This is a genomic window from Rhizobium atlanticum (assembly GCF_030182485.1).
Classification (GTDB): domain Bacteria; phylum Pseudomonadota; class Alphaproteobacteria; order Rhizobiales; family Rhizobiaceae; genus Rhizobium.
In genome coordinates, this window is the sequence record NZ_JAQJCJ010000013.1 from 33778 (window position 1) to 47227 (window position 13450).

Below are 13450 nucleotides of genomic sequence, written 5' to 3' on the forward strand. Positions count from 1 at the left end.
AATCGCCAGTGTTCGTATTCAACCATCTGAAAAATAAAGCTTATTATGTATCTAAATAGTTATTTGTGACCTTCATTCGACTTGATGCAGGCAGCAGATCCGCTTTTCAATCCGATCGGGCAAAAGTCTTTTTCCCCCGCCTATCTTGCTCCGCTCGGCCGAATGTGATCGATTTCGCCGGCCGCCGGGCTGGAGGGCGGCAACAATCTCGGAATTCTTTCAAGAGCGCTCGCGCTGCCTGTAACGGAGGATCACCATGTCTCATCCCCTTCTCGATGCTGCCGCTTCCGGCGGAATTTTTGTCGGGCGCGTCTGGAATCCCGAAGTTGCCGGCCCGAGCATCGTGACGCTTCGTGACGGAATGCTCATCGACATCACCTCGCACGAGGCGCCGACGCTGAGCGCCCTGGTCGAGAGCCAGAATGCCGCGGGCTTCGTCCGAGCCGCAAGTGGCAAGGAGATCGGTCCTCTGGAGGAGATTGCCGCCAACAGCACCGGAAAGCCGGATGCCGGACGACCCTACCTCTTAGCGCCCGCCGACCTGCAGGCGGTCAAGGCCTGCGGCGTCACCTTTGCCCAGTCGATGATCGAACGCGTCATCGAGGAGAAGGCGGCCGGCAATCCCGATCGTGCCGCCTCGATCCGTGAGCGCGTCAGCGCGCTGATCGGCGGCAGTCTCACCAACCTCAAGGCCGGCTCGCCCGAGGCCGCCAAGGTCAAGCAAGCGCTGATCGACGAGGGCATGTGGTCGCAATATCTTGAGGTCGGCATCGGCCCCGATGCCGAGGTCTTCACCAAGGCGCCGGTGCTCTCTTCGGTCGGCTGGGGTGCCGATGTCGGCCTGCATCCGATCTCGACATGGAACAATCCGGAGCCGGAAATCGTGCTCGCGGTCAACAGCCGCGGTGAAATCAAGGGTGCGACGCTCGGCAATGACGTCAACCTTCGCGATGTCGAAGGGCGCTCGGCGCTCCTGCTCGGCAAGGCCAAGGACAACAACGCCTCCTGCTCGATCGGACCTTTCGTCCGTCTGTTTGATGACGGGTATGGACTGGATGACGTGCGCAAGGCCGAACTCGATCTGAAGGTAACGGGTCAGGACGGCTTCGTGATGCATGGGAAAAGCTCGATGTCACAGATCAGCCGCGACCCGACCGATCTCGTCAAACAGACGCTTGGCCCTCATCATCAATACCCCGATGGTTTCATGCTCTTTCTCGGAACGCTGTTTGCGCCAACGCAGGACCGTGATGCGCCGAAGCAAGGCTTCACGCACAAGATCGGCGATGTCGTCGAGATTTCCTCGGCCGGGCTCGGCACGCTCGTCAATACCGTGCGCCTCTCCACCGAATGCCCGCCGTGGACCTTCGGCATATCGGCGCTGATGCGCAACCTTGCGACGCGCGGGTTGCTCTAAGCAAAGTGCGCAGCGGTTTGCCTCCGGCTGCGCAGATTTTATGAACTACTGGTTTCGCCGTTTGCCCTCTAGCAGGTCGAGAACGGAGTTTGCCGCTTCCAGAACGTTCGTGCCCGGGCCGAACACGGCCGCAACGCCGTGTTCATGAAGGAATTCATAGTCCTGTCGTGGGATGACGCCGCCGCAGACGACGATGACATCGTCGCCACCCTTTTCCCTGAGCCTCTCGACCAACTGCGGCAGCAGCGTCCTGTGGCCCGCGGCGAGCGACGAGACGCCGACGACATTGACCTTTCGATCAAGCGCCAACTCGACAGCCTCGTCAGGCGTCTGAAACAGCGGACCGGCGAGCACGTCGAAGCCGATGTCGCCGAAGGCCGAGGCGATCACTTTAGCGCCCCGGTCGTGCCCGTCCTGACCAAGCTTGGCGACCATGATTTTCGGCCGGTACCCCATCGCTTCCGTCACCCCTGCCATACGCTCCCTCAGGACGGCAAGTTCCGGCTCATTGTCATAGGCTTCGCCATAGACTCCCCTGATGACATCAGGTGTCGCGGCATGATCACCAAAGGCAGCGCGCATCGCATCCGATATCTCGCCGACAGTGGCGCGGGCCCGCGCCGCCTCGATGGCGGCCGCCAGCAGATTGCCCTTGCCGCTGCGTGCGGTTTCTGCCAGAGCGGCCAGCGTTTCGCGCACGGCACTGCTATCGCGCCGCCGCTTCGTCTCCTCGATGCGGCGGATCTGCGCGTTGCGCACTTTGCTGTTGTCGATCTCCAAAATGTCGATCGGCTGTTCGTTGTCGAGCCTGTAGCGGTTAACCCCGACGATGACCTCCTCGCCCTTGTCGACGGCGGCCTGGCGGCGCGCCGCCGCTTCCTCGATCAGCCGCTTCGGCAAACCGTCGTTGACAGCCTTCGTCATGCCGCCAAGCGCTTCCACCTCCTCGATTAGAGCCCAGGCCTTGTCGGCGAGTTCCTTCGTCAGGCTCTCGACATAATAGGAGCCCGCCAGCGGATCGACCACCTTGGTCACTCCGGTTTCATGCTGGAGGATTAGCTGGGTGTTGCGGGCGATGCGGGCGGAGAATTCCGTCGGCAGCGCAATCGCCTCGTCGAAGGAGTTGGTGTGCAGCGACTGCGTGCCGCCGAGCACGGCCGACATCGCCTCGAAGGCAGTGCGGATGATGTTGTTGTAGGGATCCTGCTCCTGCAATGAAACGCCGGAGGTCTGGCAATGGGTGCGAAGCATCAGCGAGGATGCCTTCTTCGGCCGGAACTCCTCCATGATGCGGGTCCAGAGCAGCCGGGCGGCGCGCAGCTTCGCCGCCTCCATGAAGAAGTTCATGCCGATCGCAAAGAAGAAGGAGAGTCTTCCGGCGAAATCATCGACGTTGAGACCCTTGGCAATTGCCGCCCTGACATATTCGCGGCCGTCGGCCAGCGTGAAGGCAAGCTCCTGGACCAGCGTCGCGCCGGCCTCCTGCATGTGATAGCCGGAGATCGAGATCGAGTTGAATTTCGGCATCTCCCTTGCCGTATAGTCGATTATGTCGGCAACGATCCGCATCGAAGGTTCTGGCGGATAGATATAGGTGTTGCGGACCATGAACTCCTTGAGGATGTCGTTCTGAATGGTTCCCGACAGCTCGGCCCTCGGCACGCCCTGCTCTTCGCCGGCGACGATGAAGGAAGCGAGGATCGGAATAACGGCGCCGTTCATGGTCATTGAGACCGACATGTCACCAAGCGGAATGCCGTCGAACAGGATTTTCATGTCCTCTACGCTGTCGATCGCGACGCCCGCCTTGCCGACATCGCCCTCGACGCGAGGGTGGTCGCTGTCATAACCGCGATGGGTGGCAAGATCGAAGGCGACCGACAGGCCCTTCTGGCCGGCAGCGAGATTGCGGCGATAAAAGGCGTTCGATTCCTCTGCTGTGGAGAAGCCGGCATATTGGCGAATGGTCCATGGCCGGCCGGCATACATCGTCGCGCGCGGTCCGCGGGTAAAGGGCGCAAAACCGGGCAGCGAGCCGAGATGCGCGGCGCCTTCGAGGTCCTCAGCGGTATAGAGCGGCTTGACAGCGATGCCTTCCGGCGTGTGCCAGGTCAGGGTTTCGGGTGAGGCGCGCAGCTCCTTCTGCGCAAGCTCCGCCCAATCCGACAGCGTCTTCTTCGTCATGCGTTCCTCCGGCTGCTTCATCGCCACCTTATCACTTCACAGGTGGATCACGCGATACAGCCTTAGGACAATTAACACAGCACGCCATTCACCCGCCGCAAGCCTCCGACTATGACCTATCTGTGGTCGAGCTTGGCGATTAGTCGGTCGCCGAGCCACTGGATGCCGCAGACGAGTATGACGAGGACAGCGACCACTGCGATCATGACATTGGTTTCGAAGCGCTGATAGCCATAGCGAATGGCAAGGTCGCCGAGGCCGCCGGCGCCGATCGCGCCCGCCATGGCCGAGGCGCCGATCAGCGTCACCAGGGTGACGGTGAAGCCGGCGACGATGCCCGGCAGCGCTTCAGGCACCAGCACCTCGCGAATGATGGTCCAGCGATTGCCGCCCATGGCGCGCACGGCATCGATCAGCCCGCGGTCGACCTCTCGCAACGACACCTCTGCGATGCGCGCATAGTAGGGTGTCGCGGCGATGGCGAGCGGCACGATGGCCGCCCCGGTGCCGAGCGCGGTACCGACGATCAGCCGCGTCAGCGGGATCAGCGCCACCAGCAGGATGATGAATGGCACCGAGCGGAAGCCGTTGATGGCGGCACCGAGCACGCGGTTGATCCAGAGATTTTCGGCGATGCCGCCGCGCGCCGTGACGACGAGGGCAAGGCCGAGCGGCAGACCTGCGACGAGCGAAATCACCCCCGAGGCGACTGTCATCAGGACCGTCTCCCAAAGCGAGCGAAGAAGCAGTTCAAGCATGATCGGTGTCATAGCCAAGCACCTCCACCCGGGCGGACCGGGCCGTCAGGAATTGTTCGACCTTTCCGGCAAGCGCTGGGTCGCGCGCGGGAACGGCGATGAAGAACCGCGCCACCGGCTGGTTCTGGATATGGTCGATGCCGCCATGGACGAGGCGGAAGGAATGCGGCAGAGCCGCGGAGAGTTCGGCAAACAGCGCCCCCTGCGCTTGCGGCCCGGCAAGATCGACACTGAGGATCACTTCACTGCCCGTCGTCGTCGACAGCCGGCCGAGAATGTGATCGGGAAGTTGCGGGCGGATGCCGCCAAGCAAGCTCCTGGTGATGTCAGTTTGCGGATTGGCGAAGACCGACCAGACCTGGCCCTCCTCGACGATCCGTCCGGCATCGATGACCGCAACGCGATCGGCAATGCCGCGCACCACTTCCATCTCATGCGTGATCAGGAGAATGGTCAGTCCGAGCTTACGATTGATATCCTTGAGCAGGGTCAGGATCGATCGTGTTGTCTCAGGGTCGAGGGCCGATGTCGCCTCGTCCGAGAGAAGTAGCGCCGGGCGCGCCGCCAGCGCCCGGGCGATGCCGACGCGTTGTTTCTGCCCACCGGAGAGCGAGGCGGGATAGGCTTGCGCCTTGTCGGCAAGACCGACGAGCTCGAGAAGTTCATGGGCGCGCTTCAGGCGCTCGGCCTTGGCAATACCCTCGATCTTCAGCGGCAGGGCAACGTTGTCCTCCACCGTTTTGGCCGAAAGCAGGTTGAAGTGCTGAAAGATCATGCCGATGCGGCGGCGCAGCGGCTGCAGTTCCTGCTCTTGAAGCCCGGTTATATCGCGGCCGTCGATGCGGATTTCGCCGCTGTCGGCGCGTTCCAGCCCGTTCAGGCAGCGGATCAGCGTCGACTTGCCGGCGCCGCTACGGCCGATAATGCCGAGGATCTCGCCCCTCATCACGCTCAGTGAAATACCGTCAAGTGCCGGCGTGGTCCCGAACCGACGCTTCACGTCGATAAGCCTCACCACCTCTTCGGCTGCCGCCTGCGGCCGCGGCTCGATCGCCGCCCTTGAAACAACGGAGTTCATGTACTTATCCCTGCAAATATTGAAGGCGGCCCCGGCAGGAACGCCCGGGCCGCCTTTCGGCCGGCCTTAACCGCGGCCCAGTTTCGGATCAATAGGCGCTGAGACCTGTCCCCTTGTATACCTTGTCGAACTCGGCTTTGACGGTGTCGTTCTGGTAGGAAGATACCAGCGTTTTGACCCAGTCCGCATCCTTGTTCTCTTCCTTGACGGCGATGAAGTTGCGGTAGGGGTTGTCGGCGATCGGCTCCTGCGCGATACGCTCGGCCGGAGAAAGTCCGCTCTTCAGCGCCCAGTCGGTGTTGACGACGCCGGCGTCGAGATCGTCGATCGAACGGCCGACGATGCCGGCATCGAGTTCCTTGATCTCGATTTTCTTCGAATTGTCGGTGACGTCGGCGACAGTTGCGAGAATGCCGGTGCCGTCCTTCAGCTTGATCAGGCCTTCATTCTGGAGAACCCGCAGCGCCCGACCTTCGTTCGAGGGATCGTTCGGCACGCCGATGACGGCGCCTTCGGGGATCTCGGCGACGGCCTTGTGTTTCTTGCTATAAAGGCCGATCGGCCAGACGCCAGTGTAGCCGACGGGGACGATGTGATAGCCGTGCTGCTGAACCTGGTTGTCTAGATAGGGCTTGTGCTGGAAGGCATTGGCGTCGATCTCGCCGCGCTCCAGCGCTTCGTTCGGCTGAGTGTAGTCGTTGAAGATGACGGTCTCGATCTTGAGGCCCTTTTTGGCGGCTTCGCTGGTCACCACCCGCCATACATCCTCATCCTCGCCGGCCATGATTCCGACCTTGATCGACTTGTCGTCGGCAAAGGAAGGTGCCGGTGCGGCAAAGATTAAAAGGGCAGCTGCGGAAACAGCGGCGGCCGCAAGAGCCGCGCGGCGCGAAAAATTGAGGCCGTGAAGATTTTTGTTCTTGGTCATTTTATATCCCGTCTGACTGGTGAGGCCGAGCGCCCCGAGCCGGCTGATCATGTCAAAAGGCTGGATCGCGGGCGAAGCAAGAATGTCTGATGTCCAGGAAGGGTCGGAAAAACTCTTGCCGTGCCATCAATACTGGCAGCATAAATTTTCCATCAAATTTATGGATTAATTGCGGCTTGTGAGCAGATTCTAAAGAAGGAAAACGCGCCTCCGGTCGCCTTCCATCCACGGCGGCCAAAGGACGAGCCACTTCCGGAGCTCGATATGCCAATCGCGACGTCGAGGATGGCCTCAGGCCCGCGTGTGTTTCGGAATGCGCGGCAGGAAGACGGTCAGCAGGCCGAGCAGCGGCAGGTAGGAGCAGATGCGGTAGACGAAGGCAATGCCGTGAGTGTCGGCAAAATCGCCGAGCAGCGCAGCCCCTAGCCCCCCTGCCCCGAATGCAAAGCCGAAGAAGACTCCGGCAATCAGCCCGACGCGGCCGGGCACCAGTTCCTGCGCGAAGACGACGATCGCTGAAAAGGCCGACGCGAACACCAGGCCGATGACGATGCTGAGCACGCCTGTCCAGAAAAGATCGGCATAGGGCAGCAGCAACGCGAAGGGAATGACGCCGAGGATCGAAAACCAGATGACGAAACGGGCGCCGAAACGATCGCCGATCGGTCCGCCGAGGAACGTGCCGACGGCGACCGAGCCGAGAAACAGGAAAAGCATCAGCTGCGCCTGCTGCACGCTGAGTTCGAACCTGTCGATGACATAGAAGGTGAAGTAGCTCGACACGCTCGCCATGTAGACATTCTTCGTCGCCGTCAGCAGCACGAGGATCAGCAGCGCCCAGATGACCCGGTTCTGCGGCAGCGGCAGAGTTCGGCTGACAGCCGGTTTGCTGGCGTTTTGACGCCTGTGGCTCATATACCAGCTGCCCACCCAGCTCAGCACGACCATGCCGATCATGGCGATGGCGGCAAACCAGGAGACGCTGTGTTGCCCGAGCGGCAGCACGATGAAGGCGGCGAGCAGCGGGCCGATCGCCTGGCCGGCATTGCCGCCGACCTGGAAAAAGGACTGCGCGAAACCGTGGCGGCCGCCGGAGGCAAGACGGGCAACACGCGAGGATTCCGGATGGAAGACCGCCGAGCCAAAACCGATCAGGCTTGCCGCGACCAGCAGCAGCGCGAAATTGCCGGCATTGCCGAGCAGGATGAGGCCGCAAAAGGTACTCGCCATGCCGACCGGCAGCGAATAGGGCATCGGCCAGCGATCGGTGACGATGCCGACCGCCGGCTGCAGCAGAGACGCCGTGACCTGGAACGTCATGGTCAGGAGGCCGATCTGGACAAAATCGAGATCGTAATTCGCCTTGAACAATGGATAGAGCGAGGCGAGCAGTGACTGCATGATGTCGTTCAGCATGTGGCAGAAGCTGACGGCCATCAGAATGGACATCGTCGTCTTTTCGAAACAGGGCGCGCGCTCGGCAACGGTTGCCATCAATATCCCTCCTGCACAGGCACGATCAGTGCCGCGTCGTTTTCGATGGATTGGGCGATCGGGGCTGGCAAGACTGTCGAGCGACGGTCGCTGAAAGATATTTACCGCAGGCCGGGCAACGATCACCAGCCCGGTTTGGCCAGGATCGGTACGGCTTTTGTTTGATTTGCCTATGCCCGACCGGCTCTTGCGTCGCTGGCCGTGTGTTGGACGCGGGTTTTCATATCACAGTCAGCCGAGATCATCGCATGCATGCTATACTATATGAAAACAACCGTGGAAAACTGCTTACAGGGGTACTACAGCTGCGCCGATTGAAATCCGATCGAGGCTGAAAACACGCGATGAATGTCAAGACACCGAATGCCATAGACAGTTACGTCGGCGCGCGCATCAGAACACGCCGGCAGCTGCTTGGAATGAGCCAGGAGCGGCTCGCCGACCAGATCGGCGTGACTTTTCAGCAGGTTCAGAAATACGAGAAGGGCATCAACCGCATTGGTGCGAGCCGTTTGCAGCGAATCGCCGAAGTGCTTCACACCTCTCCGAGCTTCTTCTTCGAGCAGAACGAGTCGCAGCCATTGAGCCTTCAGGGGTTGACGCTGCCGGACAATGCCGACCCCGTCGCAGAATTCCTGCGAACGAAAGAGGGGTTGGTGCTTAACCGCGCCTTTCTGAAGATTGCCAATCCCGATATTCGTGAAACGATCATCGCATTGGTGAAAGCGATGGCTCAGGCGGAAAGCGGTCCGGCTTTGCCTTCGATAGCGGATATCACCCGTCCGCCTCTGGAGTAGCTGGCCAAGTGGCAATTCTCCTGTGAACTCGGGCTCGGGTGATCTGGCAAGGAACGGCGGATCTCGTCGAGATCGTTGTCTGCTGAAGCGGAAATTCGAACATTCCTTCATCAGCGTTACGGCTGGCGAAAATGGCTCCCTGTGGTTCGACGACCCAAGCGGCGACATCCGTCACCTTGCCGCTCCGAAGGTGAGAGCGACCGACACGCTTGCGACAGGCGACATCTTCCAAGGCGCTTTCGTGCTGGCAATCGCAGAAGGCATGCCGATCGAAGAGACGATGCGATTGTCATCCATCGCCGCGGCTCTCAAATGCCAGGTATTCGGCGGACGCATCGGCGCACCCACGCGGGCCGAGGCGTGCGATGCTCTACGGGATTGGAACGTCCGCGTTTGGAAGCGAGCGATGTCGAGTTCATTAGGTGAGGCCGGACGTCGTGTCCTCGCCGACCGCGAGATGCGCCTCCGCTGTACGAAGGCCAAGCCTTGTCAAATTTTGCCATGCTCGCTATCCTGGTCCCATGAGCACTATGAATATCTCGCTGCCGGACAATTTGAAGCACTTCGTCGACCAGCAGGTCGCCGGTCGAGGATATGGCACGAGCAGTGAGTATGTGCGCGAACTCATCCGTCGCGACAGGGATCGGCAGCAGTTGCGCAATCTTCTGCTAGAGGGTGCGTCGTCCGAGACCACCGAGCCCATCGATGCCAGCTATTTCGATAGCTTGCGCGAGCGCGCAACGAAAAAAAGCTCCAAGTGACCGCAAAACCGGTCGTCCCCCGCCAGTCGGCTCGCGGGGATGTCGAGAATGCCGTGGACTATTACGCTCGCATGACAGGAGCGCAGATAGCGGTAGGCTTCATCGATGCACTGGAATCGACCTATACTTTGATCGCAGAGCATCCTGCATCGGGTTCACTGCGCTACTCATATGAACTCGGTCTGCCCAATCTGCGCTGTACGACGCTGAAGGGTTTTCCTTATATGATCTTCTATCTTGAACGAGCCGACCACGTCGACGTGTGGCGGGTTCTGCACGTCCAGCAGGATATTCCAGCGTGGCTGCAGGATTTAGGAGCATCGGATTAGCTCGGCGTATTTGATTGTTACACGCTAAGCGGGAGTAAAATGCTATTCCATTATAACGGCACGAAACGGGATAGATTGGCCGTTATGCGCGAGCGGTCTTCGCGAACGGCAAGACCGCAGGCGCGATCACCGGCAACCCAACTGCCGAGCACAGCAAAGCCGTTATCGCTTTCGAAAAGCGGGGTATAAGCCTGTATGACAAAACCTTCGTCGCCGTAATCGCCCGGTGCGGAAAACGCTTCCCGCCCATCTCGAAAAATCGTGACGTTCTCGCGCTCAGTCGGCGATTGCCCATAACCAGTCGGGCATCAATACCCGTCTCGGCAGCGCCGTCCAAAGTCTCGAACGCATCAAAAAGCGCCAGGAAATGACGGCCGGGCGCATTGAGGCCGGCGCGGAACTGGCCGCGCTGGAAAACGGCAGCGATCTCGATCGTCAGCTTGCGCGAGGCCGGCATTGGCGGTTCAAGTGAATCGGCCGACGACATCCTTGCACAGCTGATGGCACCAAAGCACTCGGCCGAGCCCGTCTTGCTCCCCCCGCCCCCCGGTAACAAGGACCGATAATATCCGGAGCCGCGGCCCTGTCGGCGGATTTATTCCTGAAGACGGAGGCCGCACGCGGAAAGTCACCACGCTGTCCCAGGAACGTCCGGATCTCAGATCCGGGCACTCCCTCTGCCCGATCGAGCTTGTTCACAGCGACCAGCTCGGCCTAGCTGGTCTCAGGCTGGGCCACCGGACTGTTCCTGCGACACTCGATCAGGCCATTCATGCGCCGGCATGTGGCGAAATCCCACTGCGTAAACTTAGCTGACTCCGAGGAACTGCTTTAACTCAGCAGTCTGCGGATTGGCGAAGACGTCCTCCGGCCGGCCTGCTTCATGGACTCGGCCCTGATGCATAAAGACGACGCGACTGCAGACGTCGCAGGCGAACCGCATCTCGTGCGTGACCATCAGCAGCGTCATTCCCTCGGCGGCAAGTTCGCGCACGACGGCCAGAACTTCGGCGACCAGTTCCGGATCGAGCGCCGAGGTGATCTCATCGCAAAGAAGGGCGGTCGGCTGCATGGCGAGCGCGCGGGCGATGGCGACGCGCTGCTGTTGTCCGCCCGAGAGCTCGTCAGGATAGGCGTCGAACCTGTGACCCAGCCCCACACGCTCCAGCATCTTGCGGGCGGTGGCCTCGGCTTCGGCCTTGGGTGTCTTTTTGACCACCGCCTGCGACAGCACGACGTTGCCGCCGGCAGTCAGATGCGGGAAGAGATTGAATTGCTGAAAGATCATGCCGACCTTCAGGCGCAGCGCCTTTAAATGGACTTCGTCATCGATGAGCTGTGCGCCGGCCACTGAGATGGAACCGCTGGTAATGGTCTCAAGACCATTGATGCAGCGAAGCAGGGTCGATTTGCCCGAACCGCTCTTGCCGATAATGGCAATGACCTCGCCAGGTTCGACATTCAGGTTAATGCCTTTCAGCACCTCGTTGGATCCGTAGCTCTTGCGGACGTCAGTGATTTCGATGAGCGACATTGAGCTTCCTCTCCAGGATCTGGCTGCTTTTCGACAAGGGCCAGCAAAGGGCGAAATAGATGAGCGCGACGAGCCCATAGACGGTGAAGGGCTCGAAGGTGGCGTTGGTGACCACGGTGCCGGCCTTCGACAATTCGACGAAACCGATGATCGAGGTCAGCGCCGTGCCCTTGATGATCTGAACGGAGAAACCGACGGTCGGCGGTATGGCGATCCTCAGCGCCTGCGGAAGGATGACGTAGCGCATCTGCTGCAGACGCCCCATGCCGAGGCTGGCGGAGGCTTCCCATTGCCCCTTCGCAACCGCTTCGACGCAGCCTCGCCAGATCTCGGTGAGAAAGGCGGCGCTCCATAGGATCAGCGCCAGTCCTGCCGCCAGCCAGGCCGGGACGTCTATTCCGAAGAGCCCGAGACCGAAAAAGGCGATGAAGAGTTGCATCAGCAGCGGCGTACCCTGGAAGAGCTCGATATAATATTTCGCAAATGCCCGACCGGCCTTGCGCCTGCTGATGCGCAGGAATAGCAGGCCGAGGCCGACCACGCTGCCGCCGAAGAACGAGACGAGCGATAGAAGAATGGTCCAGCGAGTGGCGAGCAGCAGGTTGCGCAGGATGTCCCAAAGCGTGAAGGTGATCATCGCACTGCTCTCCTCGGGAAGATGAACCAGCCAACCAGGCCCAGTACCTGCCGGAGCAGGATTGCCAGCGCGAGATAGATTGATGTCGAGACGATGTAAGCCTCGAAGGCTCGGAAGGTTCGCGATTGGATGAAATTCGCGGCGAAAGTCAGATCCTCGGCGGCGATCTGCGATACGACCGCTGAGCCGAGCATGACGATGACCACTTGCGACGATAGTGCCGGCCAGATGCGCTGCAGCGACGGCACGAGCACGACATGGCGGAAGGTCTCGAAGCGCGTCATGGCGAGGCTCTCGCCCGCCTCGAACTGGCCTTTCGGCGTTGCTTGGATGCCCGCGCGAATGATCTCGCAGCTATAGGCGCCGAGGTTGACGACCATTGCGAGATTAGCGGCCGTCAATTCGGAGAGCTGGAGGCCGAGCGATGGCAGACCGAAAAAGATGAAGAAAAGCTGGATCAGGAATGGGGTGTTGCGGATCAGTTCGACATAGGCCGCGACGACCGGCTTCAGCCAGACCGGGCCGAGCGCCCGCACCCAGGCGCAGACGATGCCGAGCGAAATGCCGAGCACACCGCCAATCGCGATAAGCTCCAGGGTGATCAGTATGCCCTTAATGATCTGGGGGTAATATTCAAGCAGCCAGCCGAATTCGAAATGGTAACTCAAGCAATGTCCCCTCTTGCGGTGACGGAGCGCATGTCATCCCGCGGAGGCGGGATGACATGGGCGAGACCCGGATTTCCTTAAAGATCGGACGGCAGATCGGCGCCGAGCCACTTTTGCGAAATGGCATTCAAGCTGCCATCGGCTTTGGCGGCGGCGACGATGCCGTTCACCTTCTCCAGAAGCGCGGACTGTTCCTTGTTGAGACCGATGTAGCAGGGCGAGTTCTTGATGAGGAACTTCAGCTCGGGGCGCTTGGGAGGATTTTTGGCGAGGATGGCAGCCGCCACGACATTGCCGGTGGCAATGATGTCGACCTGGCCGGAGAGGAAGGCCGAGATGGTGCCGTTATTGTCCTCGTAACGCTTGATCGTTGCGTCGGCCGGCGCGATCTTCGTCAGCTCGAGATCCTCCACGGCGCCGCGCGTGACGCCGATGCTCTTGCCCGCGAGATCCTCCGCCTTGGCGACCGAAAGATCGGCCGGCCCGAAGACGCCGTTGAAGAAGGGCGCGTAGGCGACCGAGAAATCGATCACCTTTTCGCGCTCCGGATTCTTGCCGAGGCTCGATATCACAAGATCGACCTTGTTCGTCTGCAGATAGGGGACGCGGTTGGCGCTCGTAACCGGAACGAGCTCGGCTTTGACGCCCAGCTTTTCGGCAATAAGGTTGGCCATGTCGATATCGTAGCCCATCGGCGCCATATCGGTGCCGACGCTGCCGAAAGGTGGGAAATCCTGCGGGACTGCGACGCGCAGCGTACCGCGCGCCGTGATGTCGGCGAGAGCATCGGCGTGAGACGGCGAGGTGAAGCTGAAGGACGCGGCGAGAGCCGCGATTGCGAAGAAGATCCGTCTTGTCAGCATGT

The 13450-nt window shown here is 60.7% G+C and carries 13 protein-coding genes and 3 pseudogenes; 6 read left to right on the plus strand and 10 right to left on the minus strand.

Annotated features, from left to right (window positions below):
* The first annotated feature begins 256 nt into the window (after positions 1 to 256).
* The gene (locus tag PH551_RS19185; RefSeq protein ID WP_085781584.1) at positions 257 to 1417 is read left to right on the plus strand and encodes a fumarylacetoacetate hydrolase family protein; all 1161 of its coding nucleotides are present in this window, start codon (positions 257 to 259) and stop codon (positions 1415 to 1417) included.
* A gap of 45 nt (positions 1418 to 1462) precedes the next feature.
* Here PH551_RS19185 and scpA read toward each other — a convergent pair whose 3' ends face one another.
* The 5 genes from scpA to PH551_RS19210 all read right to left on the minus strand — a co-directional run bounded on the left by scpA (position 1463) and on the right by PH551_RS19210 (position 7859).
* The gene (gene scpA / locus PH551_RS19190; protein ID WP_285194421.1) at positions 1463 to 3601 is read right to left on the minus strand and encodes a methylmalonyl-CoA mutase; all 2139 of its coding nucleotides are present in this window, start codon (positions 3599 to 3601) and stop codon (positions 1463 to 1465) included.
* Between the two features lie 116 nt (positions 3602 to 3717).
* Positions 3718 to 4371 carry a methionine ABC transporter permease gene (locus tag PH551_RS19195; protein ID WP_085781585.1) on the minus strand — a complete coding sequence of 218 codons (654 nt, stop codon included), beginning with the start codon at positions 4369 to 4371 and terminating at the stop codon, positions 3718 to 3720.
* Positions 4352 to 5437 carry a methionine ABC transporter ATP-binding protein gene (locus PH551_RS19200; protein ID WP_285194422.1) on the minus strand — a complete coding sequence of 362 codons (1086 nt, stop codon included), beginning with the start codon at positions 5435 to 5437 and terminating at the stop codon, positions 4352 to 4354. Before PH551_RS19200 ends, PH551_RS19195 begins: the two co-directional genes overlap by 20 nt.
* Before the next feature lie 88 nt (positions 5438 to 5525).
* Positions 5526 to 6365: a MetQ/NlpA family lipoprotein gene (locus PH551_RS19205; protein ID WP_285194424.1), complete on the minus strand. Its 840-nt coding sequence runs from the start codon at positions 6363 to 6365 to the stop codon at positions 5526 to 5528.
* A 291-nt stretch (positions 6366 to 6656) separates the two neighbouring features.
* A complete protein-coding gene (locus PH551_RS19210) occupies positions 6657 to 7859 on the minus strand; it encodes an MFS transporter (RefSeq protein ID WP_285194425.1) in 1203 nt (400 codons plus the stop codon).
* A 344-nt stretch (positions 7860 to 8203) separates the two neighbouring features.
* Here PH551_RS19210 and PH551_RS19215 point away from each other — a divergent pair, with 344 nt between their 5' ends.
* The 4 genes and pseudogenes from PH551_RS19215 (at position 8204) to PH551_RS19230 (ending at position 9746) form a co-directional block, all read left to right on the plus strand.
* A complete protein-coding gene (locus PH551_RS19215) occupies positions 8204 to 8656 on the plus strand; it encodes a helix-turn-helix domain-containing protein (RefSeq protein WP_097599584.1) in 453 nt (150 codons plus the stop codon).
* A 50-nt stretch (positions 8657 to 8706) separates the two neighbouring features.
* Positions 8707 to 9050: pseudogene (locus PH551_RS19220) on the plus strand (PfkB family carbohydrate kinase); the annotation flags it as partial.
* A 127-nt stretch (positions 9051 to 9177) separates the two neighbouring features.
* Positions 9178 to 9417, plus strand: a complete 240-nt coding sequence (locus tag PH551_RS19225; protein ID WP_285194428.1) for a type II toxin-antitoxin system ParD family antitoxin — start codon at positions 9178 to 9180, stop codon at positions 9415 to 9417.
* The gene (locus tag PH551_RS19230; RefSeq protein ID WP_285194429.1) at positions 9414 to 9746 is read left to right on the plus strand and encodes a type II toxin-antitoxin system RelE/ParE family toxin; all 333 of its coding nucleotides are present in this window, start codon (positions 9414 to 9416) and stop codon (positions 9744 to 9746) included. Before PH551_RS19225 ends, PH551_RS19230 begins: the two co-directional genes overlap by 4 nt.
* Positions 9747 to 9796: 50 nt before the next feature.
* On the opposite strand, the pseudogene PH551_RS19235 reads toward PH551_RS19230, so the two are convergent.
* Positions 9797 to 10024 (minus strand): annotated as a pseudogene (locus tag PH551_RS19235) (glutathionylspermidine synthase family protein); the annotation flags it as partial.
* On the opposite strand from PH551_RS19235, the pseudogene PH551_RS19240 reads away from it, so the two are divergent.
* Positions 10018 to 10312 (plus strand): annotated as a pseudogene (locus PH551_RS19240) (PspA/IM30 family protein); the annotation flags it as partial. The pseudogenes PH551_RS19235 and PH551_RS19240 sit on opposite strands and share 7 nt — an antisense overlap.
* A 242-nt stretch (positions 10313 to 10554) precedes the next feature.
* Here PH551_RS19240 and PH551_RS19245 read toward each other — a convergent pair.
* The 4 genes from PH551_RS19245 to PH551_RS19260 all read right to left on the minus strand — a co-directional run bounded on the left by PH551_RS19245 (position 10555) and on the right by PH551_RS19260 (position 13448).
* Complete coding sequence (locus tag PH551_RS19245) at positions 10555 to 11280, minus strand: amino acid ABC transporter ATP-binding protein (protein ID WP_285194430.1); 726 nt, start codon at positions 11278 to 11280, stop codon at positions 10555 to 10557.
* On the minus strand, positions 11258 to 11917 hold the full coding sequence (locus tag PH551_RS19250) for an amino acid ABC transporter permease (protein WP_285194431.1): 660 nt from the start codon (positions 11915 to 11917) through the stop codon (positions 11258 to 11260). The genes PH551_RS19245 and PH551_RS19250 overlap by 23 nt, the downstream gene beginning before the upstream one ends.
* Positions 11914 to 12585 (minus strand): amino acid ABC transporter permease, encoded by a 672-nt coding sequence (locus PH551_RS19255; RefSeq protein ID WP_085781600.1) that lies wholly within the window; start codon positions 12583 to 12585, stop codon positions 11914 to 11916. Before PH551_RS19255 ends, PH551_RS19250 begins: the two co-directional genes overlap by 4 nt.
* Positions 12586 to 12662: 77 nt before the next feature.
* The gene (locus PH551_RS19260; protein ID WP_285194432.1) at positions 12663 to 13448 is read right to left on the minus strand and encodes a transporter substrate-binding domain-containing protein; all 786 of its coding nucleotides are present in this window, start codon (positions 13446 to 13448) and stop codon (positions 12663 to 12665) included.
* Positions 13449 to 13450: the final 2 nt, after the last annotated feature.

What these genes read in the sequence shown, in the direction of transcription:
- PH551_RS19210 (WP_285194425.1), bottom strand. Translation starts at nt 7,859, where the DNA reads ATGGCAACCGTTGCCGAGCGCGCGCCCTGTTTCGAAAAGACGACGATG.
- PH551_RS19250 (WP_285194431.1), bottom strand. Translation starts at nt 11,917, where the DNA reads ATGATCACCTTCACGCTTTGGGACATCCTGCGCAACCTGCTGCTCGCC.
- PH551_RS19195 (WP_085781585.1), bottom strand. Translation starts at nt 4,371, where the DNA reads ATGACACCGATCATGCTTGAACTGCTTCTTCGCTCGCTTTGGGAGACG.
- PH551_RS19205 (WP_285194424.1), bottom strand. Translation starts at nt 6,365, where the DNA reads ATGACCAAGAACAAAAATCTTCACGGCCTCAATTTTTCGCGCCGCGCG.
- PH551_RS19225 (WP_285194428.1), top strand. Translation starts at nt 9,178, where the DNA reads ATGAGCACTATGAATATCTCGCTGCCGGACAATTTGAAGCACTTCGTC.
- PH551_RS19245 (WP_285194430.1), bottom strand. Translation starts at nt 11,280, where the DNA reads ATGTCGCTCATCGAAATCACTGACGTCCGCAAGAGCTACGGATCCAAC.
- PH551_RS19260 (WP_285194432.1), bottom strand. Translation starts at nt 13,448, where the DNA reads ATGCTGACAAGACGGATCTTCTTCGCAATCGCGGCTCTCGCCGCGTCC.
- PH551_RS19200 (WP_285194422.1), bottom strand. Translation starts at nt 5,437, where the DNA reads ATGAACTCCGTTGTTTCAAGGGCGGCGATCGAGCCGCGGCCGCAGGCG.
- scpA (WP_285194421.1), bottom strand. Translation starts at nt 3,601, where the DNA reads ATGACGAAGAAGACGCTGTCGGATTGGGCGGAGCTTGCGCAGAAGGAG.
- PH551_RS19185 (WP_085781584.1), top strand. Translation starts at nt 257, where the DNA reads ATGTCTCATCCCCTTCTCGATGCTGCCGCTTCCGGCGGAATTTTTGTC.
- PH551_RS19215 (WP_097599584.1), top strand. Translation starts at nt 8,204, where the DNA reads ATGAATGTCAAGACACCGAATGCCATAGACAGTTACGTCGGCGCGCGC.